General features: G+C 68.3%; 25 protein-coding genes and 1 riboswitch. Of the genes, 6 read left to right on the top strand and 19 right to left on the bottom strand.

Translation table 11 applies throughout. The features are described from left to right. Genes M3M28_RS03365 through M3M28_RS03335 form a run of 7 tightly spaced genes read right to left on the bottom strand, consistent with a single transcriptional unit; the run spans position 1 to position 7,583 of the window. Positions 1–984, bottom strand: coding sequence for an Fpg/Nei family DNA glycosylase (locus tag M3M28_RS03365; protein ID WP_249387436.1), 984 nt, complete (start codon positions 982–984; stop codon positions 1–3). 2 nt (positions 985–986) lie between these two features. Continuing rightward, positions 987–1,520, bottom strand: a complete 534-nt coding sequence (locus M3M28_RS03360; protein WP_249387435.1) for a ribose-5-phosphate isomerase — start codon at positions 1,518–1,520, stop codon at positions 987–989. Continuing rightward, entirely contained in the window at positions 1,520–2,131 is a 612-nt protein-coding gene (locus tag M3M28_RS03355) for a mycothiol-dependent nitroreductase Rv2466c family protein (protein ID WP_249387434.1), read from the bottom strand. Before M3M28_RS03355 ends, M3M28_RS03360 begins: the two co-directional genes overlap by 1 nt. A gap of 19 nt (positions 2,132–2,150) precedes the next feature. Beyond that, the gene (locus tag M3M28_RS03350) at positions 2,151–3,965 is read right to left on the bottom strand and encodes an ABC transporter ATP-binding protein (protein ID WP_249387433.1); all 1,815 of its coding nucleotides are present in this window, start codon (positions 3,963–3,965) and stop codon (positions 2,151–2,153) included. Beyond that, positions 3,962–5,710: an ABC transporter ATP-binding protein gene (locus tag M3M28_RS03345; protein ID WP_249387432.1), complete on the bottom strand. Its 1,749-nt coding sequence runs from the start codon at positions 5,708–5,710 to the stop codon at positions 3,962–3,964. The genes M3M28_RS03350 and M3M28_RS03345 overlap by 4 nt, the downstream gene beginning before the upstream one ends. A gap of 50 nt (positions 5,711–5,760) precedes the next feature. Then, positions 5,761–6,477 carry an ABC transporter ATP-binding protein gene (locus M3M28_RS03340; RefSeq protein ID WP_249387431.1) on the bottom strand — a complete coding sequence of 239 codons (717 nt, stop codon included), beginning with the start codon at positions 6,475–6,477 and terminating at the stop codon, positions 5,761–5,763. A gap of 20 nt (positions 6,478–6,497) precedes the next feature. Continuing rightward, positions 6,498–7,583, bottom strand: coding sequence for an ABC transporter permease (locus M3M28_RS03335; protein ID WP_249387430.1), 1,086 nt, complete (start codon positions 7,581–7,583; stop codon positions 6,498–6,500). 139 nt (positions 7,584–7,722) lie between these two features. On the opposite strand from M3M28_RS03335, the gene M3M28_RS03330 reads away from it, so the two are divergent. From M3M28_RS03330 to pepN, 3 genes are all read left to right on the top strand, one after another. Continuing rightward, positions 7,723–8,940 carry a sensor histidine kinase gene (locus tag M3M28_RS03330; RefSeq protein WP_249387429.1) on the top strand — a complete coding sequence of 406 codons (1,218 nt, stop codon included), beginning with the start codon at positions 7,723–7,725 and terminating at the stop codon, positions 8,938–8,940. Then, positions 8,937–9,551: a response regulator gene (locus M3M28_RS03325; protein ID WP_249387428.1), complete on the top strand. Its 615-nt coding sequence runs from the start codon at positions 8,937–8,939 to the stop codon at positions 9,549–9,551. Before M3M28_RS03330 ends, M3M28_RS03325 begins: the two co-directional genes overlap by 4 nt. A gap of 62 nt (positions 9,552–9,613) precedes the next feature. Continuing rightward, complete coding sequence (gene pepN / locus M3M28_RS03320) at positions 9,614–12,160, top strand: aminopeptidase N (RefSeq protein WP_249387427.1); 2,547 nt, start codon at positions 9,614–9,616, stop codon at positions 12,158–12,160. A gap of 64 nt (positions 12,161–12,224) precedes the next feature. Here pepN and M3M28_RS03315 read toward each other — a convergent pair whose 3' ends face one another. Both M3M28_RS03315 and M3M28_RS03310 read right to left on the bottom strand, forming a co-directional pair. Next, complete coding sequence (locus M3M28_RS03315; protein WP_249387426.1) at positions 12,225–13,388, bottom strand: YeiH family protein; 1,164 nt, start codon at positions 13,386–13,388, stop codon at positions 12,225–12,227. Beyond that, positions 13,388–13,567: a hypothetical protein gene (locus M3M28_RS03310; protein ID WP_249387425.1), complete on the bottom strand. Its 180-nt coding sequence runs from the start codon at positions 13,565–13,567 to the stop codon at positions 13,388–13,390. Before M3M28_RS03310 ends, M3M28_RS03315 begins: the two co-directional genes overlap by 1 nt. A 137-nt stretch (positions 13,568–13,704) precedes the next feature. On the opposite strand from M3M28_RS03310, the gene M3M28_RS03305 reads away from it, so the two are divergent. Together M3M28_RS03305 and M3M28_RS03300 are read left to right on the top strand one after the other, a co-directional pair. Then, a complete protein-coding gene (locus tag M3M28_RS03305) occupies positions 13,705–14,634 on the top strand; it encodes a mechanosensitive ion channel family protein (RefSeq protein WP_249387424.1) in 930 nt (309 codons plus the stop codon). Positions 14,635–14,681: 47 nt separating this feature from the next. Beyond that, positions 14,682–15,086 carry a globin gene (locus M3M28_RS03300; protein WP_283255716.1) on the top strand — a complete coding sequence of 135 codons (405 nt, stop codon included), beginning with the start codon at positions 14,682–14,684 and terminating at the stop codon, positions 15,084–15,086. Between the two features lie 64 nt (positions 15,087–15,150). Here M3M28_RS03300 and M3M28_RS03295 read toward each other — a convergent pair whose 3' ends face one another. Both M3M28_RS03295 and M3M28_RS03290 read right to left on the bottom strand, forming a co-directional pair. Beyond that, positions 15,151–16,257, bottom strand: a complete 1,107-nt coding sequence (locus tag M3M28_RS03295; protein ID WP_249387423.1) for an NAD(P)-dependent alcohol dehydrogenase — start codon at positions 16,255–16,257, stop codon at positions 15,151–15,153. A 79-nt stretch (positions 16,258–16,336) separates the two neighbouring features. Beyond that, positions 16,337–16,909 (bottom strand): hypothetical protein, encoded by a 573-nt coding sequence (locus M3M28_RS03290; RefSeq protein ID WP_249387422.1) that lies wholly within the window; start codon positions 16,907–16,909, stop codon positions 16,337–16,339. Between the two features lie 79 nt (positions 16,910–16,988). Here M3M28_RS03290 and M3M28_RS03285 point away from each other — a divergent pair, with 79 nt between their 5' ends. Beyond that, the gene (locus M3M28_RS03285; protein ID WP_249387421.1) at positions 16,989–17,624 is read left to right on the top strand and encodes a rhomboid family intramembrane serine protease; all 636 of its coding nucleotides are present in this window, start codon (positions 16,989–16,991) and stop codon (positions 17,622–17,624) included. On the opposite strand, the gene M3M28_RS03280 is transcribed toward M3M28_RS03285, so the two are convergent. The 8 genes from M3M28_RS03280 to M3M28_RS03245 all read right to left on the bottom strand — a co-directional run bounded on the left by M3M28_RS03280 (position 17,530) and on the right by M3M28_RS03245 (position 25,894). Then, positions 17,530–18,201 (bottom strand): ABC transporter ATP-binding protein, encoded by a 672-nt coding sequence (locus M3M28_RS03280; RefSeq protein WP_249387420.1) that lies wholly within the window; start codon positions 18,199–18,201, stop codon positions 17,530–17,532. The two genes, M3M28_RS03285 and M3M28_RS03280, sit on opposite strands and share 95 nt — an antisense overlap. Further along, positions 18,198–19,841 carry an ABC transporter permease gene (locus tag M3M28_RS03275; protein ID WP_249387419.1) on the bottom strand — a complete coding sequence of 548 codons (1,644 nt, stop codon included), beginning with the start codon at positions 19,839–19,841 and terminating at the stop codon, positions 18,198–18,200. The genes M3M28_RS03280 and M3M28_RS03275 overlap by 4 nt, the downstream gene beginning before the upstream one ends. Then, entirely contained in the window at positions 19,828–20,880 is a 1,053-nt protein-coding gene (locus M3M28_RS03270; RefSeq protein WP_249387418.1) for a thiamine ABC transporter substrate-binding protein, read from the bottom strand. The genes M3M28_RS03275 and M3M28_RS03270 overlap by 14 nt, the downstream gene beginning before the upstream one ends. A 48-nt stretch (positions 20,881–20,928) precedes the next feature. Next, a riboswitch (TPP riboswitch) is annotated at positions 20,929–21,032 on the bottom strand. Positions 21,033–21,069: 37 nt separating this feature from the next. Beyond that, complete coding sequence (gdhA, locus tag M3M28_RS03265; RefSeq protein WP_249387974.1) at positions 21,070–22,416, bottom strand: NADP-specific glutamate dehydrogenase; 1,347 nt, start codon at positions 22,414–22,416, stop codon at positions 21,070–21,072. Between the two features lie 49 nt (positions 22,417–22,465). Then, positions 22,466–23,203: a hypothetical protein gene (locus M3M28_RS03260; protein WP_249387417.1), complete on the bottom strand. Its 738-nt coding sequence runs from the start codon at positions 23,201–23,203 to the stop codon at positions 22,466–22,468. Then, positions 23,200–23,736, bottom strand: coding sequence for an acyl-CoA thioesterase (locus M3M28_RS03255; protein WP_249387416.1), 537 nt, complete (start codon positions 23,734–23,736; stop codon positions 23,200–23,202). The genes M3M28_RS03260 and M3M28_RS03255 overlap by 4 nt, the downstream gene beginning before the upstream one ends. Beyond that, a complete protein-coding gene (gene ettA, locus M3M28_RS03250; RefSeq protein ID WP_249387415.1) occupies positions 23,736–25,418 on the bottom strand; it encodes an energy-dependent translational throttle protein EttA in 1,683 nt (560 codons plus the stop codon). Before ettA ends, M3M28_RS03255 begins: the two co-directional genes overlap by 1 nt. Before the next feature lie 14 nt (positions 25,419–25,432). Then, positions 25,433–25,894: a DUF6993 domain-containing protein gene (locus M3M28_RS03245; protein ID WP_249387414.1), complete on the bottom strand. Its 462-nt coding sequence runs from the start codon at positions 25,892–25,894 to the stop codon at positions 25,433–25,435. Positions 25,895–25,997: the final 103 nt, after the last annotated feature.

Here is a 25,997-nt window from a genome sequence, read left to right as displayed (position 1 = left end):
TCAGGCCTGGCAGCTCGGGCACCAGTAGAGCTTGCGGTTCTGCATCTCGGCGAGCGAGATCGGCGTACCGCAGCGACGGCAGGGCTCGCCCGCGCGACCGTAGACCCAGTGGCGGTGGCGGACATCCTGCAGCGCCGCCTCATAGTCGTCACCGGTGAGCCCGTCGATCGTCATCATGCGGCCGACCTCGACGCCGACGCCCAGCAGCTTCACCCAGTCATTCCAGATGCCGTGCAGCACGTCGAGCGGCACCTCGTTGCCCGGCGTATAGGGATTGAGTCGGGCGCGGAACAGGATCTCGGCGCGATAAATGTTGCCGATACCTGCGACGACCGACTGATCCATGAGCAGCTGCCCGATGGGCACGCGACGCTTGCTCGCACGTTCGATGAAGCGGCGCTCCCCCACCTCGAGCTCGTCGACAAGCGGGTCGGGGCCGAGGCGATCGAGCACGGTGTTCACGCCGGCGGCGTCGAGCACCTCGCAGGCGGTCGGGCCGCGCAGATCGGCCACGACGTCTTCGGTGAGCAGGCGAAGCCGCACGGCGCCCACCGGCTCGGGCGGCCAGCCCTGGTCAAGCTCGGTTTCCTTCTCCTGCTCGGCCATGCGCAGCCGGGCGCGACGGGGCGCGCCGATCGACGACAGCGAGTCCTCGGCGTCCGCATCCTCGATGCGCGCGCCGCGGCCGTACTCGCCGGTCTGCCCGAGCTTCGTCGTGAAGTCGCCCGCGAAATCCCAGGCACCGTAGATGCCGAGGTGCACGCGCAGCCATACCGACGCATCCGCGCCGGGCGCCGTCGGGTCGTCACCGAACTCGGCGAACATCTGCTTGCCCACAGCGAAGCAGCGCAGCATCTCGCGGCCCGACAGCACCGCCGCGCCCTCGACGAAGCGCCCCTGCGGGCTCGAGGCCTCGCAGATGCGCCCGACGAAGTGCTTCGTGAACTGGCGCGCAATGCGGTGGACGGAATGCCCCTCGGGCACTCCTACGCCTCCGCCGCCGGGAGAACTGCCGGCACGTCGGAGTTCGTCGGCGCCAGCACCTCCTTGCCCGCGATCGACCCGGTGCCCTCGTACTCGCGCAGCTGCGAGATGCGGCGCACGTGGCGCTCCTCGCCAGGGAACGGCTCGGCGAGGAACGTGTCGACGAGCGTCACGGCCTCCTCAAGCGAGTGCTGGCGGGCGCCGATCGAGATGACGTTCGCGTTGTTGTGCTCGCGCGCGAGCTTCGCGGTCGCCTCGCTCCAGACGAGCGCCGCGCGCACGCCCGTGACCTTGTTCGCCGCGATCTGCTCGCCGTTGCCGGAGCCGCCGAAGACGACTCCGAGCGAGAACTCGCCCGCCGCCCAGTCGTTCGCGACCGCCTGCGCAGCGTTGATGCAGAACGACGGGTAGTCGTCGACGGCGTCGTACTCTTCGGGACCATGGTCGACAACCTCGTGCCCCGCAGCGCGCAGGTGCTCCTGCAGCTGCTGCGAGAACTCGAGCCCGGCGTGGTCGGTTGCTAGGTGGACCCGCATTAGTCGAACTGGGGGCCGCGCGTGCGCGAGCGCTTGATCTCGAAGAAGCCCTCGTAGCCCGCGGCTGCGACGACACCGTCGAAGAGCTGCAGCGCCATGTCGCCCTTCGGCGCCGGCGAAATCACGGGGCCGAAGAACGCAACACCGTTGACGGCGATGACCGGGGTGCCGACCTCGTCGCCGACGCGGTCGATCGCGCCGTTGTGCGAGGCGAGCAGCACCTCGTCGAACTCGCCAGCGTCGGCGCGGGCGATGAGCTCGCCGGGGACGCCGGCCTTCGCGGCGGCCTCCTCGAGCGTGCCGGCCTCGCCCGAGCGACCCTCGGGGTGGTTGATGGTGCCGATGGCGTCGTAGAACTTCACCATCGCCTCGTTGCCGAGCTCGGCCTTGACGCCGGCGGCGACGAGGCAGGAGCACTTCGAGAACGCGTGCGCCTTGCGGTGCTCGTCGGACATTTCGCGGCCCTCGTTGAGGATCGCGAGCGACATGACATTCCAGTCGACCTCAACGTCGTCGCGAAGTCGTTCGACCTCCTGAATCCAACGGGAAGTCATCCATGCCCACGGGCAGATCGGATCGAACCAAAACTCAACCTTGGTGCTTTCAGCCATGCCCCAAGACTACTGCGTTCTAGAGCGAGTCCTGCCAGGCTCGATACAGCTGCGCGAAGCGCCCGCCGGCCGCGATGAGCTCGCGCGGCGAACCGTCTTCGGCGATACGGCCATCGTGCACGACGAGCACGCGATCAGCGATCATCACGGTCGCGAGCCGGTGCGCGATCATGATGGCGGTGCGGTCGCCGAGCAGCTGCTCGAGGCCGTTCTGCACCGCCCGCTCGCTCGGAATGTCGAGCGAGCTCGTCGCCTCGTCGAGGATGAGCACGCGCGGGTCGGCGAGGAAGGCCCGGGCGAACGAGACGAGCTGCCGCTGCCCCGCCGAGAGGCGGCCGCCGCGCGTGTGCACGTCGGTGTCGTAGCCATTCGGCATGCGCTCGATAAACGCATGCGCGCCGATCGCCTTCGCCGCGGCCTCGATCTCATCGCGGGTCGCACCGGGCTTGCCGATCGCGATGTTGTCAGCGATCGAGCCGCCAAAGAGGTACGACTCCTGCGTCACCATGACCATCGCCCGGCGGAGGTCGTCGTCTCGGAGGTCGCGCAGGTCGATGCCGTCGAGCGTCACCCTGCCCTCGCTCGCGTCGTAGAACCTCGAGATGAGCTTCGCCACGGTTGACTTGCCCGCGCCGGTCTGTCCGACGAGCGCGATGGTCTGCCCCGAGGGAATCGAGAGGTCGAGCGGATGCAGCACCGTCGGGCCATCCTCGGTGTACTGGAACGACGTGCCCTCGAACTGAATCGCGCCGCCGCCCGTGGCCGGCAGCTGCTTCGGCTCGGCCGGCTCGGGAATGTCGGGGTCTTCGGCGAGCAGCGCCGAGATCTTCTCGAGCGCCGACACGGCCGACTGCAGCACGTTGTAGAAGTTCGCGATCATGTCGATCGGCTGGAAGAAGCGACGCGAGTAGAGCACGAGCGCGAGCAACATGCCGACGTCGAGGTTGCCGCTGAGCACGCGCAGGCCGCCGACGACGAGCACGACGACGACGATCACGTTACCGAGCAGGCGCAGACTCGGCTGGTAGATGCCCCAGATCTTGATGGCGGCGAGCGACGAGCGACGGTAGTCGTTCGCGATCTCGCCGTAGCGGCGGTCGTTCGCGGCCTCGCGGCGGAACGCCTGCACCGCGCGCATCCCGCCCATCATCTCAACGAATTCGACCGTAAGCCGCGCCGAGTGCGTGCGCTGCTCGCGGTAGGTGCGGCTCGACGCCTTCTGAAACCAGCGGCTCATGAACACCGCGGGGATGAGCATGAGCAGCATGATGAGGCCGGTCACCCAGTCCATCCAGAGGATGGTGACGACGGTGAGCACCATGAGCACGGGCGCGCCGACGATGGTCTCGACGCCGAACTCGAGCAGCTCGCGCAGCGACTCGGTGTCGTTCGTCTGTCGCGAAATGACGCGGCCCGAGGTGTAGCGCTCGTGGAAGCCGAGGCTGAGGCGCTGCGTGTGGCGGAACATGCGCCGGCGCAGGTTGTAGAGGATGTTCTGGCCGGCCCAGGTGGAGATGCGCAGGTACCAGTAGGTGGCGAGGGCGCGCCCGATGGCGATGAGGATGTAGGCGACCCCGACCCCCACCGCGAGCGCCGCGTCGCCGTCGATAAGGGTCGGCAGCGCGGTGTCGACGCCGTAGGCGATGAGGGCGGGGCCGACAACGGTGCCGAGCTGCACCAGCAGCGTCAGCACGGCGACCCAGGCGACCTGCCAGCGGTACGGCTTGATGAGCCCGCCGAGGAGCCCGAGCGAGCGGCGGCGCTTGTCTTTGTCGCTCACCGCGTCGGCGGCGAGGCCGCCATCGAGGTCTTCCTGCGTGGTATCGCTGCTCATCGTTCCTCCTCCCGGAGCTGTTCGAGGTCGAGCGCGCCCGTGAGGTTGAAGCTCGAGCTCGAGAGATCGGCCATGACGAATCCATAGCGCGGGTCGTTGAGCAGCAGCTCGGTGTGTGTGCCGACCGCGACGACGCGGCCGCCGTCGAGCAGCGCGACCCGGTCGGCGAGCGCGACGGTCGAGGTGCGGTGGGCGACGACGATCGTGGTCGTGCCCGCGAGCACGTCGCGCAGGCGGGCGGTAACGCGCTCCTCGGTGCTCGTGTCGAGCGCCGAGAGCGGGTCGTCGAGCAGCAGCACCTTCGGCTTCGCCGCGATCGCGCGGGCGAGGGCGACGCGCTGGCGCTGCCCGCCCGAGAGCGACATGCCCTGCTCACCGATGCGGGTCTCGATACCGTCGGGCAGCTCGTAGGCGAACAGCGCGTCGGCGGTTTCGAGCGCGAGGCGCGCGAGTTCGTCGAGTTCCTCCTCGCTCATACCCGGGGCAGCGCCGAGCAGCACGTTCTCGCGCACGCTGCCAGAGAACAGCGTCGCGTCCTCGAACGCCACCGAGGTGAGCTCGCGCAGTTTCTCGAGCGCGAAGTCGCGCACGTCGACACCGTCGATGCGGATGCTGCCTTCGGTGACGTCGTAGAGTCGCGGCACGAGCTGCAGCAGCGTCGACTTGCCCGAGCCGGTGATACCGACGAGCGCGAGGGTCTCGCCCGGGCGCACGCGCAGGCTGGCGTGGTGCAGCAGCAGGTCGTCCTCGGCCGCATCCGGGTAGCGGAAGGTGACGTCGTCGAACACGACCTCGCCGCGTACGACCTCGGGCTCGGTGGCGTGGGCGGGCGTCGTGATGGCCGGCGGTTCGTCGTTGACCTCGTTGATGCGCTGCAGCGAGGTGATCGTCGAGATGAGGTCGCTGATCTGCATGCCGAGCATCGCGACCGGCATCGTGATGAGCATGGCGGTGGCGAAGAATGCGCTCAGCGCGGCGACGGTTGTCGTGCCGTCGGCGACCTGGAACAGGCCGACGAGCAGGGCTACGCCAAGCGCGAGCTCGGGCAGGAGCGCGATGACCGAGTCGAAGCTCGCGACGAGGCGGCCGCGGCGAATCTCGGTGGCGCGCACCCGGCCGGCGTACTCGGAGTAGTCGTCGAGCGCATCCTCGGCCCGGCCGAAGGCCTTGAGGACGCGGATGCCGTGCACCGACTGCTCGACGTTCGTCGCGAGGTCGCCCGCCTGGTCTTGGCTGAGCCGCGAGATCTTCTGGAAGCGGGTGCCGAAGTTCGCGAGGATGATCACGAGCGGCAGCGCTCCGGCGAGGTAGATGAGAGCGAGCCAGCCGCTCGCGAACGACATGAGCACGATGCCGACGACAAGCATGAACACATCGTTGACGAGCATGATCGAGCCGAAGGCGAGCCAGCGGCGGATGCTCGTGTGGTCGCTCATCGAGCGCGAGAGCAGCTGCCCCGACTCCCACGCGTCGTGGAAGCTCATCTGCAGGCGCTGCAGCTTGGAGAAGAAGCCGCGGCGCATCTGGTACTCGACGCCCATCGCCGGGTCGACCGTGAAGACCCGGCGAAGCCAGATGAACAGGGCGTCGAGGATGCCAATGCCGAGCAGCGCCGAACCGGCCACGAGCACGGTCGTGACCGTCGCATCCTCACCGACCGCGTTGCTCACGAACGCTGCGAGAATCTGCGGCATGGCGAGGGTGGTGACGGCTGCGAGCAACGCCACCACGAGGCCGAGCAACATTCGGCCGCGAATTGGTTTGGTGACTGCCCACAAACGCCGCATTCAGCCCATTATGCCCCGTGGGCCCCAGCAACCGACATCCGTCGCTCGGCTGACAGTCGCCCGTCGTGCATCTCGTACTGGGCGTCGAAGCGCGGCAGCTGGCCGAGATCATGGGTGACGACAACGGTCGCGAGCTTGCGCTCGTGCGTGAGGTCGCGCAGCAGGCACATGATCTCGTCGGAGCGTGCCTCGTCGAGCGCGCTCGTCGGCTCGTCGACGAGCATGACCTCGGGGTCGTTCACGATCGAGCGGGCGATGTTGACGCGCTGGCGCTGGCCGCCCGAGAGCTGCGAGGGCATGAAGTGGGCGCGGTCGAGCATGCCGACCTCGTCGAGTGCGTGGTCGATGCGCTCGCGCAGCTGCGCCTTCGGGAGGTCGGCGAGCGGCTTCGCGCCCATGCGGGCCACGATTTCGAGCTGCTCGCGCACCTTGAGCGAGCCGATGAGGTTCGGCGCCTGGAACACGATGCCGAGCTTGTCGCGGCGCAGTTGGGCCGCCTGCGCCGTCGAGAGGCTGGATGCGGTGATCCCGTCGATCGTGACGGTGCCGCGGTCGGCGGTCACGAGCGTCGAGGCGAGCGCGAGCAGGCTCGACTTGCCCGAGCCCGAGGGCCCGGTGACGGCGACGAACTCGCCGGGCGCCACCGTGAGGTTCGCGTCGTCGACGGCGGTGAGGCGGCGGTCGCCGTCCTGGTAGGTGAGGGTGACGTGGTCGAGCTTGAGCATGGCGATTCTCCTTAGGCGAGTTACGCGGCGGTGGCGTTGAGGGCGACGAGCGGGTCCACGCGGTTGATCTGGCGCAGCGACACGAGCGCGCCGATGAGGCCGGCGATGAGCATCGCGAGGGCGGGCGGCAGAATCGTCCACCACGCGACGATGAAGGGGGCGACGGGTGCGATGAGCGCGCCGAGGCCAAGCGCGAGGGCCGAGCCGATGGCGATCGCGACGACGAGCAGGAACGCGGCCTGGCCGAGCGCGTCGCGGCGCAGCCAGCCCATCGGGGCGCCGAGCGCCTTGAGCACCGAGATGTCGCGCTGGCGCTGCATCGACCAGACGAGGAAGAAGACACCGACGATGAGCGCCGAGATGCCGAACAGCATGCCGATCATCATGCCGAGCGTGCCGATCTCGCTCTTGAAAGCCTCGAGGCCGAGGAGCGAGGGCAGCAGGCCCTGCGCCTGGGTGTCGCTGTCGGCGGCGACGGTGTCGGCGTGGTCGATCGTGCCGTTGACGAGCAGCACGCTCGCGGTGCGCTCGGGCTGCATCCTGTCGCGGAGGTAGCCGCGCCAGTCGTCGAGGGTGACGCGGGCGATGTCGGTGTGCGAGAACTGGCCGGTGTCGGCGACGGCCGCGACGGTGAGCTGCTCGCCCGCGAGCTCGATGGTGTCGCCGGTCGTGATGCCGAGGCTCGTCGCCGCATCCTCGGGCAGCACGATCTGGCCGTTCTCGAGCGGCGCGAGGTCGGTGCCGAGCGGGGTCGCGTCGGTGGGCTCGGCCCAGAGCGTCACGGCGGCGCTCGCGTCGCCGTGCTCGAGCCGGGTGGTCGAGACGCCCACGGGCGTGACGGTCGCGTCGGTGCCGGCGGCCGCATCCTGCCAGGCGGCGAGCTGCGCCTTGTCGACCTGGGCGGTCGACCAGCTGAATTCGTCGTCGGAGTTCGCGGCGACGACCGAGGAGGCGCCGGTGCCGAGGATGCCCGAGATGTTCTGGCCCGCGAGGCCACCGGTGAGGCCCGTGAGGAAGCCGACGAGCAGCATCATGAGCGCGATGACGGCGCCGATGAGGGTGAAGCGACCGGGGGCGTGCCGCAGGTCGCGAAGTGCGAGGTACATGCGAAGTCCTTTCTGGGATCCAGCGATCCGATACCTCCACACTCCGCTCGGCCGGCCCCCTCCACAGCGGCAGAACGGTCGGATTCGATCCCCTCCGTTTGGAGGAGGCGCCCGGCCGCAGGGCGCCTAGCATCGAGGTATGGCCGACCCCACAGCGCCAAGCGCGACCCGCCGCATCCAGCTCGGCACGCTCGCCGCGCTCTCGCTGCTGCTCGCGGTGCTGCTGTGGGTGCCCGTCTTGGTCGCGGTCGCCGACCCGATCACGGCAATCAGCGGCCGGCTCGGCTGGATGCTCTTCACGGCGATCGCGGGCACGGCCATCGCCGCCGGCGTCGCGGTCGTCGTGTGGCGCCGCCCCGACGCGTTCGGCGCGCCCGCGAGTCACCTCGACCCGCTCGGCATCGTCTGCGCGTTCCTGCTCGCGCTGCCGGTCGCCTCGATGACAGCGTTTTCGGTCGAGGGCGCCTACTCGGCGCTCGCCCTCTTCTTTATCGTGCTCTGGCTGCTGCCCGAGGGCCTCGGCATCGTCACAGTGCTCGTGCTCATGCTCGGTGTCGTAGCAGGCCAGGCAGTGCACCACGGCCTCGGCTTCGGAGGCGTCGCGGGGCCCGTCATCAGCGCCATCGCCGCGGTCGCGGTGATGTGGGGCTACCGCATGCTCGTTCGTTCGGCCGACGAGAACGCGCGGCTCGTCACCGAACTGCGTGAGACGCAGGCCGCGCTCGCGGCGACCGAGCGCGAGGCCGGCCGCGTCGCCGAGCGCGCTCGGCTCGCGCGAGACCTCCACGACACGACGGCGCAGCACCTCTCGAGCATCCGGCTGCTCGCCGCGAGCGGTGCCAGCCTCGACGAGATCGAGCGCACCTCGGGGGTGGCGCTGCGCGAGGTGCGCTCGATCATCGCCGGGCTCACGCCGTCCGAGCTGCGCGACGTCGACCTCGCGGCGGCGCTCGAACGCCTCGCCGTTGCCCGCCCGGGCGTAAGTTTCAGCGCGTCCCCCGCTCCGTGGCCGCTCGGCATCGCTGCAAGCACCGCGCTGCTGCGCGTCACGCAGGAGGCACTCAACAACGCCGAGACGCACGGCGAGGCCCCGCACGTCGCGGTGCGCCTCGAGTTCACCGAAGACGCCGTGAGCGTCGAAATCGACGACGACGGCGTGGGGTTCGACGCCGAGCGCTGGTTCGAGCAGCCCGAGCTCGCCGCGGCGCGCGCCGACGGCAGCGGCACGGGCCTGCGCGGCCTGCAGGCGCGCCTGCGCGAGCTCGGCGGCTTCGTCTCGGTCGTCGCCGACCCCGGCGAGGGTACGCTCGTGCGCGCCGAACTCCCCCGCCCCGCCGCCGAATCGAGGCGCTCATGACCCGCGTGGTCATCTGCGACGATCACCCGGTCGTGCGCGCCGGCCTGCGCGCCGTGCTCGCGCACGCCGACGGCCTCGACGTCATCGGCGAGGCCGCGAGTGCCGACGAGGCGGTCGCCCTCGCGCCGGGCGCCGACGTCGTCACGATGGACCTCCGCCTCGGCGAAGGCGGCGACGGTGTCGACGCGACCGCGCGCATCCGGGCCCTGCCCTCGCCACCGACCGTGCTCATCCTCACCAACTACGACACCGACAACCACATCCTCACGGCCATCGAGGCCGGTGCGTGCGGGTACCTGCTCAAGGATGCGCCGCCCGAGCGGCTCGTGCGGGCCGTGCAGCGGGCCGCCGCAGGCGAGAACGTCATGGACGCCGACATTCTCGAGCGGCTCGTCGGTACCCTGCGCGCCCCGCGCATCCACCTCACCCCGCGCGAGGCCGACGTGCTCGCCCAGCTCGCCACCGGCGCGACGAACCAGACCATCGGCGAGCGCCTGCACCTCAGCCCGACGACGGTGAAGAGCCACCTCGCGGCGATCTACGGCAAGCTCGGCGTCTCGAGCCGCACGGCGGCCGTGAGTCGGGCCCGCGACCAGGGCCTGCTCGACTGACCGCACTAGGCTGGTCGGGTTGCCAAAAGCGGCACCCAACACAACTGAACGAAAGGACGCACATGCCGGGCGAAAACCTCACCCGAGTCGAAGCCGACGAGCGTGCAGACCTCATCGCGGTCGACCACTACGACGTGGCGCTCGACCTGACGACTTCGGACACGACGTTCCGCACCATCACGAAGGTCACCTTCACCGCCACGGCCGGTTCGTCGAGCTTCATCGACGCCATTACCGAGACCGTGCACCGCATCGAGCTCAACGGCGAATCGCTCGACCCCGCCCAGCACGCCGACGGCGTGCGCATCGCGCTGCCGAACCTCGCCGAGCGCAACGAGCTGCTCGTCGAGGCCGACATGTTCTACATGAACACCGGCGAGGGCCTGCACCGCTTCGTCGACCCCGCCGACGGCGAGGTCTACCTCTACTCGCAGTTTGAGGTGCCCGACGCGCGCCGCATGTACCCGAACTTCGAGCAGCCGAACCTCAAGGCGACGTTCGCGTTCACCGTGACCGCGCCCGCGGCGTGGAAGGTCGTGTCGAACCAGCCGATCGCGCAGCGCACCGAGCTCGGCGAGGGCGTCGCGAAGTGGGAGTTCGAGACCACCGCGCGCATCTCGAGCTACATCACGGCGCTCGTCGCGGGCCCGTACCAGGAGTGGACCGACGAACTCACCTCGTCGGACGGCCGCACGATTCCGCTCGGCGTCTTCAGCCGCGCGTCGCTCGGCGAGTTCATGGACCCGGAGTACATCTTCGACATCACGAAGCGCGGCTTCGAGTTCTACGAGCGCGAGTTCGGCGTGCCGTACCCGTTCGACAAGTACGACCAGCTGTTCGTGCCCGAGTACAACATGGGCGCGATGGAGAACGCGGGCTGCGTCACCTTCACCGAGACGTACGTCTTCCGTTCGAAGGTGGCGGATGCGGTGCGCGAGCGCCGCGTCGTGACCATCCTGCACGAGCTCGGCCACATGTGGTTCGGCGACCTCGTCACGATGAACTGGTGGAACGACCTCTGGCTCAACGAGTCGTTCGCCGAGTTCATCTCGACGCTCGCGACCGCCGAGGCGACCGAGTGGACGAACAACTGGGTCACCTTCCTCGCCTCCGAGAAGACCTGGGCGTACCGCCAGGACCAGCTGCCCTCGACACACCCGATCGTCGCCGAGATCCGCGATCTCGACGACGTGCAGGTGAACTTCGACGGCATCACCTACGCCAAGGGCGGTTCGGTGCTCAAGCAGCTGTTCTTCTGGGTCGGTCGCGAGGCGTTCTTCAAGGGCGTCAACGCGTACTTCACGAAGCACGCGTTCGGCAACACCGAGCTGCGTGACCTGCTCGTGGAGCTCGAGGCGGCCTCGGGCCGTGACCTCAAGGACTGGTCGCAGAAGTGGCTCGAGACGGCCGGCGTGAACACGCTGCGCCCGAAGATCGAGATCGACGCCGAGGGCGTCATCACGAAGTTCGTGATCGAGCAGACGGCGACCGCCGACTACCCGACCTTGCGCCCGCACCGCCTCGGCGTCGGCCTCTACGACCTCAGCGACTCGGGCGACCTCGTGCGCCGCGAGCACCTCGAACTCGACGTCGACGGCGCCGAGACCGACGTGACCGAGCTCGTCGGCAAGGTGCGCGGCGACCTCGTGCTCGTCAACGATGAGGACCTCGCGTACGCGAAGATCCGCTTCGACGAGCAGTCGCTCGCGACCGCCCTCGCGCACGCCTCGAACATCAGCGACCCGATGGCGCGTGGCCTGGTGCTCGCGAGCCTGTGGGATGCGACGCGCGACGGCGAGCTGCCCGTGGCCGACTTCATCCAGCACCTGCTCACGTCGGTCGAGCACGAGACCGAGTCGACGACGCGTCGTCAGCAGCTCGGCCAGCTCGTGGTCGCCGCCCGCCGCTTCACGCCGAAGACGCAGCGCCAGGCGACGGTCGAGGGCGTGGCCGACCGCCTGCTCGAGCTCGCGAAGGGCGCCGAGCCGGGTTCGGATGCGCAGTTCGCGTTCGTCCGCTCGTTCGGCGACTTCGCGGCCACGGGCGCGCAGCTCGACGCCGTGCAGGCGCTGCTCGACGGTGACCTCGCGTTCGAGGGCCTCGAAATCGACACCGACCTCGGCTGGGAGCTGCTCACCGCGCTCGTCGCCGGCGGTCGTGCCGGCGAGGCCGAAATTGTTGCCCGCAACGAGCAGGACAAGACCTCGGGCGGCAACAAGCACGCCGCCGTCGCCCGCGCCGCCGCCCCGAACGCCGACGCGAAGCGCGCGGCGTGGGAGCTCGTGTGGGTCGGGAGTGAGCAGCCGAACGAGATTGTGCGCGCCACGATCGCGGGCTTCTGGCACGCCGACGACGAGCAGCTCGTCGCGCCGTACATCGCCCCGTACTTCGCCGAGTTGCGCAGCATCTGGGATGCGCGCAGCTTCCACAGCGCGGAAGACCTCATCGAGGGCTTCTACCCCACCTCGCTGCCGAGCGACGAGGTCGTCACCGCCGCGGAGGCCTGGCTCGAGGCGAACGCGGATGCGCCCGCCGCGCTGCGCCGGATGATCGTCGAGGGCCTCGACGACACCCTTCGCTGCCTGCGCGTGCAGGCCGCGGCGCAGTAGCCGCGACCGCAACGACGAAGCCCGGCGCCCACTGTGGGTGCCGGGCTTCGTCGTTGGCGCAGCGTTACGGGAACAGCACGCCGAAGAGCAGCGTCGACAGCGCGAGGCCCGCGATGAGGTTGACGATCGTGCCGGCGAAGAACACGAGCACCGGCTTCCAGCCCGCGTCGCGCAGCGCACCGAAACGGAACTCGAGGCCGATCGACACGAACGCGAGGGTGAAGAACACCGTCTGCAGCGTCTTCGCGGCGCTCATCCCGTTGTCGAGCCACGCGCCGTCCTCGAGCGCGGCCGGGAATGCTGCGGCGAGCATCGACACGACGAGCGAGGCGGCGATGAAGCCGAGCACGAACTTCGGGAAGCGCGACCAGACCTCGCCCCAGCCCGAGCGGGTGACGCGCATCGCATCCACGCCGGCAGGGCGGTCGACGCGCAGCGTGAAGTAGATCGAGAGCGCGACCGCGACGAAGCCGATGAGCGCGTTCTGAATCATCTTGACGATCGAGGCGTACTGGAGTACCTCGTCGCCCGCGACGGCGCCGGCCGCGGTCACGGCGGCGGTCGTGTCGATGTTGCCGCCGATCCAGGCGCCGGTGACGATCGGCGAGAGGCCCATGAGGTCGGCGAGCCACGGCAGCAGGAAGATCGCGGGCAGCGCGAAGACGATCACGAGGCCGGCGACGTAGGCGAGCTGCTCTTTCTTCGCGTGCACGGCGCCCGCCGCGGCGACGGCGGCCGAGACACCACAGATCGAGAGCGCCGAGGCGAGCAACGCGCGCAGGTGCGGCTCGAGGCCGATGATGCCGGCGAACCACCAGGTGAAGAAGAAGACGACCGCGATAAGCAGGAGCGCCTGCAGCACGGCGGGCAGGCCCATGTCGAGAATTACGGTGACGTTGACGCCGGCGCCGAGCAGCACGAGGCCGATCTTGATGAAGAACTCGGTGCGGAAGCCGCCCGACATGCGGTCGCGAATGCCGAGCAGCGAGAGGATGCCGTTGAAGGCGAAGCCGAGGATGATCGCGTAGACGGGGAACTCGATCGACTTCGAGACCTGGCCGAACCAGGTGCCCTCCGTCCAGTCGGGCAGGTTCGTCGTGAGCACCTGGACGATCCAGGCGAGGACGAGCACGAGCACGAAGCCCGCGAAGCCCCACGCGGGCGAGCCCTGCGGCTGCTCCTGCGCATCCTCGTTGACGATGGGCGCGTTCGTGTTGGTGGTAGCCATTAGAGGAACAGCCCCTTGATGTCGGGGATGACCTGCAGCAGGCACAGCCCGAGAATCACGAGACCGATGGCGGTCGCCGCCCAGTCTTCGTTGAGCGAAAACTTGCCGTGCGCATCCGGCGCTTCGACGTTGCTCGGCGGCACGTCGACGTAGTCGCCTGATTGGTTCGCCTGGGACATGGCAGCTCCTGTGTTACAAGATGTTCCGGTGACCTAACAATTCGTCATTGTAACCACGGCGCGTGGCTCAGAGGTTGCCCCGAGGTAACGGTCGCTGCAGGATTTCTCACGCTTCACGCCCTACGCTCGGTGGCGATATGCAAGAGTTTTTCGACAACGTCATCGCCGCACTCGGACCGTTCTGGCCCCTCGTGCAGGTCATCCTCATCATCGTCGGCGCCTGGGTGGCGCACTGGTTGCTGCAGCAGCTCATCAAGCGCTTCGTGCGGCAGATCGTCGAGGGGGTGAAGCGCAAGCGGGGCGTCGATGACACCCAGATGCTCGCGATCCGCTCGCCGCTCGAGTCGGTGCGCACCGTGCAGCGCACCCGCACGATCGGGCAGGTGCTGTCGAACATCCTCACAGTCGTCATCGTGATCATCGTGGTGCTCTGGTGCATCGGCGTCATCAGCCCGAGCTTCCTCCAGTCACTCACCGTGCTTTCCGCTGCGATCGGTGCCGGCCTCGGTTTCGGTGCACAGAAGATCGTCGGCGACGTACTCAACGGCATGTTCATGGTGATCGAAGACCAGATCGGCGTCGGCGACGACGTCGACATGGAGTACGCGATCGGCACGGTCGAGGCCGTCGGCATTCGTGTCACCCAGGTGCGCGACGTCTACGGCCAGCTCTGGTACGTGCGCAACGGCGAGATTCAGCGCGTCGGCAACTATTCGCAGGGCTGGAACCGCGCGATCATCGACCTGCCCGTGCCGTACTCGGAGGACCGCGAGCGCGTGCAGCGCGTGATTGAGCAGGTCGGCAGCGACATGTACGAGGACATCGACTGGATGATGAAGCTGCTTGAGAAGCCGAGCGTGTGGGGCCTCCAGACCCTCTCGGCCGACGCCGTCATCATGCGCCTCGCGGTGAAGACCTCGCCGGGCGAGCGCTGGAGCGTCGAGCGCGAGCTGCGCGCCCGCATCCAGGATGCACTCAAGGCCGAGAATATCGCGCTGCCGCCAATGAACCTCGTGCGCTTCGACGGCCCCAACGGCATCGAGCCCCGCCCGACCGAGGAGGACTAGACCTGTCACCGCCGGAGTATAGGTGCCCCTGTGGCTAGGCTGGAGGCATGTCTGATTCGTTGGCGCCCACTCTGTATGACGAAGTCGGCGGAATGACGACGTTCGAAACGCTCGTGCGGCGTTTCTACGACGGCGTGCAGCAGGATCCGGTGCTCTGGCCCATGTACCCGGCCGACGACCTCGAGGGGGCAATCTGGCGCCTGAGCCGGTTTCTCGGCCAGTACTTCGGCGGGCCGGCCACCTACTCGTCGATGCGCGGGCACCCTCGCCTGCGCATGCGCCACGTCGAATTTCATGTGAACCCCGACGCGCGCGACCGCTGGCTCACACACATGTGTGCGGCCCTCGACACCATGGGCTTTTCGCCGATGGTGCGCTCGTCGATGGATGCCTACTTCGACCGCGCCGCGCACGCGATGGTGAACACATTCGAGCCAACGCCCGAGCCATAACCACCACGCGGAAAACGAGCAACGCCCCGGCCTGACGACCGGGGCGTTGCTCGTAGTGCGGTGCTTACTGTTCGAAGACGAGCACTGGCTTGATAACCTCGCCCGACTTCGACGCCTCGAAGGCCTCGTTGATCTGCTCGAACGAGAAGGTCTTCGAAATCTTCTCGATCGGGAACTTGCCGAGGCGCCACAGGTGCACGAGGCGCGGAATGAAGTCCTGCGGCACGGCGTCGCCCTCGACGATGGTCTTGAACGACCAGCCCTTGATGAGCGAGGCGCCCACCTCGAAGTTCACCTCGGCGCCGGGCTTCGCGGCACCGACGAGGCCAAGGGTGCCCTTCACTGCGAGCAGCGGCGCGGCCGAGCTCGTCACGGCGGGCACGCCGGTGGTGTCGAGCACGAAATCGAGCCCGCGGCCGCCGGTGATCTCGGCGACGCGCGCCTCGACGTCTTCCTTGCCGGAGTTGATGCTGTGGGTTGCGCCAAGCTCCTTCGCGAGCGCGAGGCGATCGTCGTTGAGGTCGAGCGCGATGATCGTGGTGGCGCCAACTGCTGCCGCGGCCATGATCGCGGCCGAGCCGACCGCACCGGTGCCGAAGACGCCCACGCTCGCGCCGGCGCCGACCTCGAGCGAGTTGATGATCGCGCCGGCACCGGTCGAAAGGCCACAGCCGAGGGGGCCGAGCAGTTCGAGCGGGGCGTCGTCGTCAACCTTCACGACGTTGCGCTCGGTGGCGATCGCGTAGGTGGCGAAGCTCGACTGGCCGAAGAAGTTGCTGCTGACGGGCTCGCCGTCGCGGCTGATGGCGCTCGAGCCGTCGGTGCGGCCGCCGCCGAAGTTGTAGGCGTTGAACTCGAGGCAGTACGCGGGCTTGCCGCCGAGGCAATTCTCGCAGTGACCGCACGAGTTGAAGCCGAGCACGACGCGGTCGCCGGGCTTCACCGAGGTGACAGCGGTGCCGACCGACTCGACGATGCCGGCGCCCTCGTGGCCGAGCACGACCGGGAAGTTCGTGGGATACCCGCCGTCGCGGATGAACGCGTCGGTGTGGCAGACACCGGTCGCGACGAGCTTGACGCGAATTTCGCCTGCGCGCGGGTCCTCGAGGTCGAGGGTCTGAATTTCAAAGTCGGCGGAGGCCGCCGACACGACTGCTGCACTAATTTGCATGCGTTTTCCTCTTTTCTGAAAGGAGTGACCATACTCCTCCTACACGAGGAATGCATGCAGGTTTGTTGATATGTGCGTGTTAGGCGTCGCCGAGGCGAATCGACGAGTCGATCGTTTCGATGAGCGCCACGCTGTCGTCGGTGTCCTCACCGGTGAATTCGACGGCGTAGATCGTGCCGGTCTTCTCGTCCTGGAGGAACCACCAGTGCGTCACCATCTCGGTGCCGGCCTCGGTCGCGAAGTAGTGCTCGGCGGTGCGGGCGGTCACCGCGCCCGGATACGGCTGGCCGGGCTGCGTCGTCGAGCCGGTGATGCCGTGCTCGGTCTCGGCGTCCTCGTCGGGCGCGCTCACCTGTGAGACGGCCTCGGCGACGGTCGTGGCGTTGTGATAATCGGGAGAGAAGCGCAGCGTCGAGGTCGCACCTCCCTTGTCGGTGCTCGAGTAGGCGACGGGATACACCTCGGTCGCGTCCGAGCGGCTCACGTCTTCCCAGTTCATCGGGACGTCACAGTGGAGCGCTGCGATCGAGATCGTCTCGGTCGCCATCGTCTCTTCCTGGCTGTCGGCCGCGCTCCATTGACTCGCGGTGTTCGACAGCGTCGGGGCGCACCCGGTGAGGCACACAGCGACGAGCGCCGACAACGCTGTCACCACTGCTCGCCTCGATTGCACCCCTAGACACTAGCAACACCTGAACCGATGCAAAAACCGATTCTGCTTGACTTGCTGCATGCGCGCGCACGAGCTGTCCCCCGCCGATCCCAAACCTCGTCGCTGGCCAGCCGTTTTTCCTCCGGCCGCGATGCTTGCCGTGATGTGGCTCGTCGAGATCTTTGACCGGATCCTCCCAGGTCAATGGGAGCGCTTCGGTATTCGGGCGTGGGATTTCTCGTCGTTGCCGGGAATCGTGCTCGCACCGCTGCTCCACAGCGACTGGAATCACCTCATCGGCAACTCCCTGCCGTTCCTCGTGCTCGGCGCGCTCGTGGCGCTCGAGGGGGCGCGGCGATTCTGGCTCGTGACGCTCATCGTCGCGCTGATCGGCGCACTCGGTCCCCTCTTCCTGACGGCGCCGGGCACCATCACGGTCGGCGCGTCGGGGCTCGTGTTCGGCTACTTCGCCTACCTCCTCACCCGAGTCTTCGTTGCCCGCGAGATGCGCCATCGCCTCCTCTTCGGCGTCATCGCGGTGGTCATCGTGCTGCTCTACGGCGGCGCGATGCTCACCGGCATCTTCGCGGCGGGCGCTGGAGTCTCGTGGCAGGGCCACCTCACGGGCGCGTTCGGCGGTCTGGCTGCTGCCCTAGTGCTTCGAGATCGACCACGCGATCCGCAATCGTCGTCGCCTCTTGGCGGTCGTGCGTGACGTAGATCGCGGCGGTTCCTGTCGATTTCAGAATATTGCGAAGATCGACCGCGAGTCGCCCCCGCAGGTCCGCGTCGAGCGCCGAGAGCGGCTCGTCGAGGAGCAGGAGACGCGGCGTCACCGCGAGCGAGCGCGCCAGAGCGACGCGCTGCGCCTGGCCGCCCGAAAGCGTCTGCACGGCGCGATCCTCGTAACCGGGCAGGTCAACGAGTTCGAGCATCTCCGCGACGCGCTCGCGGCGCTGCGCCTTCGGCATGCCCGCAACCTCGAGCCCATAGGCAAGGTTCTTCGCGACGGAACGATAGGGAAACAGCTGGCCGTCTTGAAACACCATGCCGCACCCACGTCGGTGCGTGGGCAGCTCGGTGACCAGTTCCCCGCGCATCCACACCTCACCCGCGCTGACGCGTTCGAGGCCCGCGATGCCGCGCAACAGCGACGACTTGCCGAGGCCGGATGCACCGAGCAGGGCAACGACCTCACCGTCGGCGACCGTGAGGTCAATATCGCGCACCGGCGTGCTGCCGTCGGGGTAGCGCACGGTCACGCCGCGCAGTTCGAGTGCCGGTTTGGTCACCAGGCACCTCCGATCGTGGTTCGGGCCGAGCGTGGGCGCAGGTATTCGCTGAGCAGCATCATGGTGCCGCAGATCACGGCGAGCAGCACCGACGCCGCAAGCGCCATGCCGTAGTTGTCGCCGCCTGGTCGGCCGAGCAGACGGGCAATGAGGATGGGCAGGGTCGCCCGCTCGGGTGAGGCGAGGAAGCTCGTGGCCCCGAACTCGCCGAGCGAGGTCGCGAACGCGAAGCCCGCGCCGATGCCGAGCGCCCGCGCGAGCACTGGCCCGTCGACAGTGCGCAGGATGCGCCAGGGCGTTGCGCCAAGGGTCGCGGCGGCGTCGCGGAGCCGTGGGTCGATCGCGCGCATCGCCGGCACGAGCGAGCGCACGACGAGCGGCAGGGCAACGACCGCCTGGGCGAGCGGCACGAGCGTGCCGGAGTGCGCAAGCTGCGGGGCGACGGCCTGGAGCGAGACGACATAGCCGAAGCCGAGCGTCACGGCCGAGACGCCGAGCGGCAGCATGATCGCGAGGTCGAGCACGCGCTGCCCGGCCGCTGCGGCACCGCGCACGCGCCGCGACAGGAGCAGGGCGAGGGGAATGCCGAAGAGCAGCGAGATCCAGGTGGCGTCGACCGCGGCCTGCAGCGAGTGTTGCAGGGCTTCAACCACGGTCACTCCCCCAGAGAAACCGTCGCCACTGCTCGAGAGCGCCGCGTAGTTGTGCAGGCTCCAGGCGCCGTCGACGCGCACCGAGCGGATGAGCAGGGTCGCGAGCGGCAGCAGTTCGAGGCCGAACACCGTGAACGCGGCGACGACCGCGGCCGGAACGTCGCCACGGCGCAGCGGGAGCTCGGGGTTGTCGCGCAGCTTGATGCGCGCCTCGGTGCGCCGGTTGAGCCGGGCCGACACCACGAGGGTCGCGACGACGATGAGCAGCTGCAGGGTCGAGAGCACCGCCGCGGTGCGAAGGTCGAGGAACACCGTGGTCTGGGTGTAAATCTCGGTCTCGAGCGTGCCGGGCGCTGGCGTGCCGAGCGTGAGCACGATGCCGAAGGCGGTCGAGCAGAACAACAGCACGAGGCACGCTGAGGCAACGATGGCCGGCATGAGCTGCGGCAGCGTGACGGTGCAGAACGCGCGCGTCGGCGACGCCCCGAGCGTGCGGGCCGCCTCGGCGAGGCGCGGGTCGAGGCCGCGCCAAAAGCTCCCCACCTGCCGAGCGACGACCGCGACGTTGAAGAATACTAGCGCGAGCACGACTGAAAACGTCGTGCCGTCGAGCCCGAGCCACCCGAGGGGGCCGGTCGACCCGAGCAGCGCCCGGAAGGCGACCCCGACCACCACGGTGGGCAGCACGAACGGCACGGTGATGAGGCCGCGCAGGAGCGCTCCACCGGGCACTCGGCGGCGATAGAGGATGCTCGCGGTCGGCACCCCCAGCACGACCGCGCCGAGCGCGGCGGCGAGGGCGAGGCCGACCGTGTTCGCGAGCAGCTGCCAGGTGCGGGCGCTGGCAAGCACCTCACCGTAGCCGGTGAGGTCAATGCCAGAGTCGCTCGAGATGCCCCGCCAGAGCATGCTGGCCACTGGCCAGCCAAAGAATATGGCGAGGAACGCGAGGACTACTGCGCCCGCAAGCCAGCTAGCTCGCCTCATACAGCGTGTTCCACTCCTCCAGCCAGGCGTCGCGGTTGGTGGCGACCTCGGCCGGGTCGAGGTCGAGCGGCTCCTCGACGAGGCTCGCGTGCTGCGCCCACTCGCTCGGCAGCTCGACCGCGTCGTCAACCGGGTACATGTACATCGACTCGGGCAGCGCCTGCTGGAAGTCTTCGCTCAGCATGAAGTCGATGAAGGCCTGCGCGCCGGTCGGGTTTTCGGCGCCCTTCGTGACGCCGGCGTACTCGACCTGGGTCGTGCAGCTCGCCTCGAGCACGCCCGTGGTGCCGCCCGATTCGGCCGGCGACGACGAGTAGCTCAGCACGAGCGGGAACTCGCCTTCACCCTCGGCGCCCGAGAAGTCGACATAGTAGACATCAGACCAGCTGCCTTCGACCTTGGCGCCGCCGTCGAGCAGCTGCTGCCAGTAGTCCTGCCAGCCGTCGCCGTACTCGGCGACGGTGGCGACGAGGAACGCGAGGCCGGGCGACGAGGTGAGTGGGTTCGTCACGGCGAGCAGCGGCGCGTACTCGTCGGTGGCGAGGTCGTCGAGCGTCGTCGGCTCGTCGACGCCATTCTCTTCGAACCATTCGTGGTCGATGTTGACGCAGACCTGTCCCTGGTCGATCGGCGTGAGCTCATCGCTGAGCGTGAGGGCGCCGGCGGATGCGGGCAGGTTTGGCGAGGTGTACGGCGCGAGCACGTCGGCGTCGATGACCGTCTGCGCCGAGTAGTTGTCGAGGCCGTAGACGCCGTCGACGCCCGGGGCGTCGCCCGCGAGCAGCAGCTGGCTCGTCACGACGCCGGCGTCGCCGGGCGAGGTGATGACGAGGTCGTAGCCGGTCGCCGACTCGAACTCGGCGATGAGCTCGTCGCTCACGTTGAACGAGTCGTGCGTGAGCATCGTCACGGTGCCCGAGGCCGACGAGCTCGGCTCGTTCGCCCCGGTACCGCCGACGAGCGTGCATCCGCTCAGCAGGAGTGCCGTCGCCGCGAGGGCCGCGGTCGAGGTGAGTCGGGTGGATGATCGACGTAGCATTGTGTCCTCCATTCGCATGGAGGGCATCCGCGCGCGATGTCGCGCCCGGATGGAGAGAACTCGACTTCCTTCGCCGGTACTAACCGGATCAGGTTCGAGGGTCTGCCAGTGTGGCACTCTCAGCGCCGCTCGGCGCTCCCCTGTCGTTGTCGTTCATCCTACCCGGCTGGCGGGCAGCGGCGAATCGGCCTAGACCAGGCCCTGCGCGATCATCGCGTCGACGACCTTGGTGACACCGGCGATGTTCGCGCCGAGCACGTAGTCACTCGGGGCGCCGTACTCCTGCGCGGTGGCGCGGCAGGTCTCGTGCACGTCGACCATGATCTCTTCGAGGCGGGTCTCGGTGTAGTCGAACGTCCAGCGGTCGCGCGAGGCGTTCTGCTGCATCTCGAGCGCGCTCGTGGCGACGCCACCGGCGTTCACGGCCTTCGCCGGGCCGAACAGCACGCCCTCGGTCTCGCGCATGAGCGAGGCGGCGTCGGCGGTGAGCGGCATGTTCGCGCCCTCGGCGACGACCTTGAGGCCGTTGTTGATGAGCGTCTGCGCCGCGTGCACGTCGAGCTCGTTCTGCGTGGCGCAGGGCAGCGCGACGTCGACGGGCACCTGCCACACGTCGTTGCGGTTCTCGTGGAACTCAACGCGGTTGCTGCGGCGGTCGGCGTACTCGCTGATGCGGCCGCGCTCCTCGAGCTTGATCTGCTTGAGCAGGTCGAGGTCGATGCCGTCGGGGTCGTAAATCGCACCCTTCGAGTCCGAAGCGGTCACGACGACCGCGCCGAGCTCCTGCGCCTTTTCGATCGCGTAGATCGCGACGTTGCCCGAGCCCGAGACCGAGACGCGCTTGCCCTCGAAGTCCTCGCCGCGCGTCGCGAGCATCTCGCGCGCGAAGAAGATCGTGCCGTAGCCGGTCGCTTCGGGGCGCACGAGCGAGCCGCCCCACGAGAGGCCCTTGCCCGTGAGCACGCCCGACTCGAAGCGGTTGGTGATGCGCTTGTACTGGCCGAACATGTAGCCGATCTCGCGCGTGCCGACGCCGATGTCGCCCGCGGGCACGTCGGTGTACTCGCCGATGTGGCGGTAGAGCTCGGTCATGAACGACTGGCAGAACGCCATGATGTCGCGGTCGCTGCGGCCGTGCGGGTCGAAGTCGCTGCCGCCCTTACCGCCGCCAATGGGCAGGCCGGTGAGCGAGTTCTTGAAGGTCTGCTCGAAGCCGAGGAACTTCACGATGCCGAGGTTGACCGTCGGGTGGAAGCGCAGACCGCCCTTGTACGGGCCGAGGGCCGAGTTGAACTCAACCCGGTACCCGCGGTTGATGTTGACGTTGCCCTTCGAGTCGATCCAGGGCACGCGGAAAATCACCTGACGCTCGGGCTCGCAGAGGCGGCGGATGACGTCCTGGTCGAGGTACTCCGGGTGCGTTTCGAGCACCGGCGCGAGTGAGTCGAGCACCTCGACCACTGCCTGATGGAACTCCGGCTCTCCGGCGTTGCGGGCGAGCACATCGTTCTTGAGCACCTCGATGGTGGCGTGCATTGCGGTCAAGGTGTGGATCCTCTCGGTTATCGTCCCTAGCCTTTGTAGCCTAGTGCGCGCTGGCGTAATTTCTGCGCCGCACGAGCACTTGGCCCGCCGCGAAGCCGAGGCGCCACCAGCCGGGCGCCGTCGAAAGTGTCCCAGTTTCTCCGGCGCGAAGGAACCCCAGCGCGTGCGCCGCGAAGGCCGCGCCGGCCGGCGGAAGCCGATCGGGCGCATCCTGATCAGCGATTTCGCTCGCCACCGCGTCGTCCGGCAGCATGCGCGTCCAAACATCGGTGCGCACCCGCTCGGCGAGTAATTGGCCGAGTTCGTTGCCGGTCGCCTGCGTGATTTCGGCGATGCCCGCATCCGCGACGCGCGTGAGCACGCCGGCGTCGAGGGACGTGACCCGGTGCCAGCCGCCGAGCGGCGGCCGCGTGCCGGTCCAGGCCTCGTGCAGCCGCTCGGGCGGCAGCGGGATGCTGCGGGCCTCCGCGTCGCTCTCTGGCTCGCGCGCGAGCCGGTCGAGCATGCCCCGCAACGGCACGATGGCGTCGAAGTAGCCGTCGAGCCGGTCGGACTCGTCGGCGCCGGTAACCTGCGCGCTCAGCGCGCGCACGCCGATGACGAGGGGCGAATCGGTGAGGATGCCCGCGGGCCGAAGCACCGGCACCCAGAGGGCAATGCCGGTTTCGGCGACCTGCTGGATGCGCACGCCCGAGTCCTCGATGCGGCCCGCGCGCCCGAGATAGGTCGCGAGGTCGGCGCGGGCAATGGGGTTGCCCAGCTGAAGGGTGGCTGTCATACCCGCAGCTTCTTGTCGGCGCGCAGCTCGACCCGGGGGCCGACGTACGGCCGCCAGGCAGCGCGTTCGGCCTCGGTCAGCCGGCGGGGCCGGCCGCTTGCCGCATCGATAAACACGATCGTGCTGCGCGCGACGGTGTAGAGCGTGCGCTCGGCGTCGCCGACGGGGCTCCACACCTCGTACGAGACCTCGGCCGAGGCCGCGCCGATCTCGCTGATCCACAGCGCGATGTCGAGGGGACGGTGCAGCTGCGGAATCGGCGCGCGGTACTCGATCGACTGCGCGGCAATGAGCGTGTTCGTGTCGGCGTCGGCGCCGGCGTTCACGACGCCGAGCGGCCTGGGTGGTTCGCCACTTTCCGGCGGAACCACCCAGAACGCCTGCACACGGGCCTCTTCGAGCAGCGTGAACATGGTCGCGTTGTTGACGTGACCGTAGCCGTCGAGGTCGCGCCAGCGCACCGGAATCGGCACGTGGTAGCGACGCTCGCCGTCGACGTCACCGCTCGACCAGCACTGGGCGCCGCTCGACATTAGTCGCGCGTGAGCTTGCGGTAGGTCACCCGCGACGGCTTGGCCGCCTCGGGACCGAGTCGCTCGACCTTGTTCGCCTCGTAGCCCTCGAAGTTGCCCTCGAACCAGTACCAGTTCGACGGGTTCTCCTCGGTGCCCTCGTAGGCGAGGATGTGCGTCGCGACGCGGTCGAGGAACCACCGGTCGTGGGTGATGACGACGGCGCAGCCGGGGAACTCGAGCAGCGCGTTCTCGAGGCTCGAGAGGGTCTCGACGTCGAGGTCGTTCGTCGGCTCGTCAAGCAGCAGCAGGTTGCCGCCCTGCTTGAGCGTGAGCGCGAGATTGAGACGGTTGCGCTCACCACCCGAGAGCACGCCGGCCTTCTTCTGCTGGTCGGGGCCCTTGAAGCCGAACGACGACGCGTAGGCACGCGACGGGATCTCGACCTGGCCGACCTGGATGTAGTCGAGACCGTCGGAGACGACCTCCCAGACCGACTTCTCGGAGTCGATGCCCGAGCGGCCCTGGTCGACGTATGAGATCTTGACGGTCTCGCCGATCTTGAGGTCGCCGCCATCGAGGGGTTCGAAGCCGACGATCGTCTTGAACAGCGTCGACTTACCGACACCGTTCGGGCCGATGATGCCGACGATGCCGTTGCGCGGCAGCGAGAACGAGAGGTGTTCGAAGAGCACTCGGTCGCCGAAGCCCTTCTTGAGATCCTTCGCCTCGATGATGATGTTGCCGAGGCGCGGCCCCGGCGGAATCTGGATCTCTTCGAAGTCGAGCTTGCGGGTGCGCTCGGCCTCGGCAGCCATCTCTTCGTAGCGCGCGAGACGCGCCTTCGACTTCGCCTGGCGACCCTTCGAGTTCGAGCGGACCCACTCGAGTTCTTCGGCAAGACGCTTCGCGAGCTTCGCATCCTTCTTGCCCTGAATCTGCAGGCGTTCCTGCTTCTTCTCGAGGTAGGTCGAGTAGTTGCCTTCGTAGGGGTAGAGGCGACCGCGGTCGACCTCGGCGATCCACTGGGCGACGTGGTCGAGGAAGTACCGGTCGTGCGTCACGGCGATGACGGCGCCGGGGTACTTCTGCAGGTGCTGCTCGAGCCAGAGCACGCTCTCGGCGTCGAGGTGGTTGGTGGGCTCGTCGAGGAGCAGGAGGTCGGGCTTCTCGAGCAGGAGCTTGCACAGCGCGACGCGGCGACGCTCACCACCCGAGAGGTTGGTGACGGGCTCGTCGGCGGGCGGGCAGCGCAGTGCATCCATCGCCTGCTCGAGCTGGTTGTCGAGGTCCCACGCGTCGGCCGCGTCGATCTCGGTCTGCAGCGAGCCCATTTCTTCCATGAGCGCGTCGAAGTCGGCGTCGGGGTTGGCCATCTCGGCCGAGATCTCGTTGAAGCGGTCGAGCTTCGCCTTGATGGCGCCGACACCCTCTTCGACGTTCTCGCGGACGGTCTTTTCCTCGTTCAGCGGCGGCTCCTGCAACAGGATGCCGACGGTGAAGCCCGGCGTGAGCTTCGCGTCGCCGTTCGAGGGCTCGTCGAGCCCGGCCATGATCTTGAGGATGGTGGACTTACCGGCACCGTTGGGACCAACCATGCCGATCTTGGCGCCGGGGAAGAAGGACATGGTCACGTCGTCGAGGATGAGCTTGTCGCCCACCTTCTTGCGAGCGCGGACCATTTGATAGATGTACTCGGCCATATGTTCCAGTCTACTTACCAGTCGATGTCTTGCGTCTTACCGATGAGGCACTTGCCGGTGCTCATGGGCTCGGCAACCATCGAGGCGTACCCCTTGCTGCTGCGCTGCCCAATGAGGCACTGGTCGTCGGGCATCTTGACCGACACGATGATGTAGTCGGCGTCGAGGTCGATGGTGGTCTTGTCGAACGTGACCTCCATCTTCGACTTGTCGAAGCCCGCATCCGCGAGGGTGTCGACGAAGTCGTGCGAGCTCGCCTTGTCGTTGTCGGCGAGCATGTCCTCGAGCGTCGCGTCGAAGTAGGCCTTGTTCGCCTCGGCTCCACCGTTCGGGTCAAACGTCGGCTCGGCGCTCTGCGTCGCCTGCGTCTCGTTCGGTTCGGGTTCGGCATTGCTGGCACAACCCGCGAGGAGGGCGGTCGCTGCCGCCGCGGTCACAAGCAGGCGGATCAGGCCGGGCGTACGAGACGTGCGCACTCGCATCCTTTCAACGACTCTCTGGAGGCGATGGCCGGGAAGCGGCCATGACGCACCCACACTACTGGAGCGTCATGGCCGCCACCTCTGTTGCGCCGCTGCC

The sequence above is a fragment of the Gulosibacter sediminis genome, from assembly GCF_023370115.1.
In the GTDB taxonomy this organism is placed as follows: Bacteria; Actinomycetota; Actinomycetes; order Actinomycetales; family Microbacteriaceae; genus Gulosibacter; species Gulosibacter sediminis_A.
The sequence above is the reverse complement of the archived record's forward strand: the minus strand, read 5'-3'. Positions and strand labels throughout refer to the sequence as shown.

What these genes read in the sequence shown, in the direction of transcription:
- M3M28_RS03310 (WP_249387425.1), bottom strand. Translation starts at nt 13,567, where the DNA reads ATGTCCCAGGCGAACCAATCAGGCGACTACGTCGACGTGCCGCCGAGC.
- M3M28_RS03360 (WP_249387435.1), bottom strand. Translation starts at nt 1,520, where the DNA reads ATGCGGGTCCACCTAGCAACCGACCACGCCGGGCTCGAGTTCTCGCAG.
- M3M28_RS03270 (WP_249387418.1), bottom strand. Translation starts at nt 20,880, where the DNA reads ATGCTACGTCGATCATCCACCCGACTCACCTCGACCGCGGCCCTCGCG.
- M3M28_RS03315 (WP_249387426.1), bottom strand. Translation starts at nt 13,388, where the DNA reads ATGGCTACCACCAACACGAACGCGCCCATCGTCAACGAGGATGCGCAG.
- M3M28_RS03300 (WP_283255716.1), top strand. Translation starts at nt 14,682, where the DNA reads ATGTCTGATTCGTTGGCGCCCACTCTGTATGACGAAGTCGGCGGAATG.
- M3M28_RS03275 (WP_249387419.1), bottom strand. Translation starts at nt 19,841, where the DNA reads ATGAGGCGAGCTAGCTGGCTTGCGGGCGCAGTAGTCCTCGCGTTCCTC.
- M3M28_RS03335 (WP_249387430.1), bottom strand. Translation starts at nt 7,583, where the DNA reads ATGTACCTCGCACTTCGCGACCTGCGGCACGCCCCCGGTCGCTTCACC.
- ettA (WP_249387415.1), bottom strand. Translation starts at nt 25,418, where the DNA reads ATGGCCGAGTACATCTATCAAATGGTCCGCGCTCGCAAGAAGGTGGGC.
- M3M28_RS03295 (WP_249387423.1), bottom strand. Translation starts at nt 16,257, where the DNA reads ATGCAAATTAGTGCAGCAGTCGTGTCGGCGGCCTCCGCCGACTTTGAA.
- M3M28_RS03305 (WP_249387424.1), top strand. Translation starts at nt 13,705, where the DNA reads ATGCAAGAGTTTTTCGACAACGTCATCGCCGCACTCGGACCGTTCTGG.
- M3M28_RS03260 (WP_249387417.1), bottom strand. Translation starts at nt 23,203, where the DNA reads ATGACAGCCACCCTTCAGCTGGGCAACCCCATTGCCCGCGCCGACCTC.
- M3M28_RS03330 (WP_249387429.1), top strand. Translation starts at nt 7,723, where the DNA reads ATGGCCGACCCCACAGCGCCAAGCGCGACCCGCCGCATCCAGCTCGGC.
- M3M28_RS03345 (WP_249387432.1), bottom strand. Translation starts at nt 5,710, where the DNA reads ATGTTGCTCGGCCTCGTGGTGGCGTTGCTCGCAGCCGTCACCACCCTC.
- M3M28_RS03325 (WP_249387428.1), top strand. Translation starts at nt 8,937, where the DNA reads ATGACCCGCGTGGTCATCTGCGACGATCACCCGGTCGTGCGCGCCGGC.
- M3M28_RS03340 (WP_249387431.1), bottom strand. Translation starts at nt 6,477, where the DNA reads ATGCTCAAGCTCGACCACGTCACCCTCACCTACCAGGACGGCGACCGC.
- M3M28_RS03255 (WP_249387416.1), bottom strand. Translation starts at nt 23,736, where the DNA reads ATGTCGAGCGGCGCCCAGTGCTGGTCGAGCGGTGACGTCGACGGCGAG.
- M3M28_RS03355 (WP_249387434.1), bottom strand. Translation starts at nt 2,131, where the DNA reads ATGGCTGAAAGCACCAAGGTTGAGTTTTGGTTCGATCCGATCTGCCCG.
- pepN (WP_249387427.1), top strand. Translation starts at nt 9,614, where the DNA reads ATGCCGGGCGAAAACCTCACCCGAGTCGAAGCCGACGAGCGTGCAGAC.
- gdhA (WP_249387974.1), bottom strand. Translation starts at nt 22,416, where the DNA reads ATGCACGCCACCATCGAGGTGCTCAAGAACGATGTGCTCGCCCGCAAC.
- M3M28_RS03350 (WP_249387433.1), bottom strand. Translation starts at nt 3,965, where the DNA reads ATGAGCAGCGATACCACGCAGGAAGACCTCGATGGCGGCCTCGCCGCC.
- M3M28_RS03285 (WP_249387421.1), top strand. Translation starts at nt 16,989, where the DNA reads ATGCGCGCGCACGAGCTGTCCCCCGCCGATCCCAAACCTCGTCGCTGG.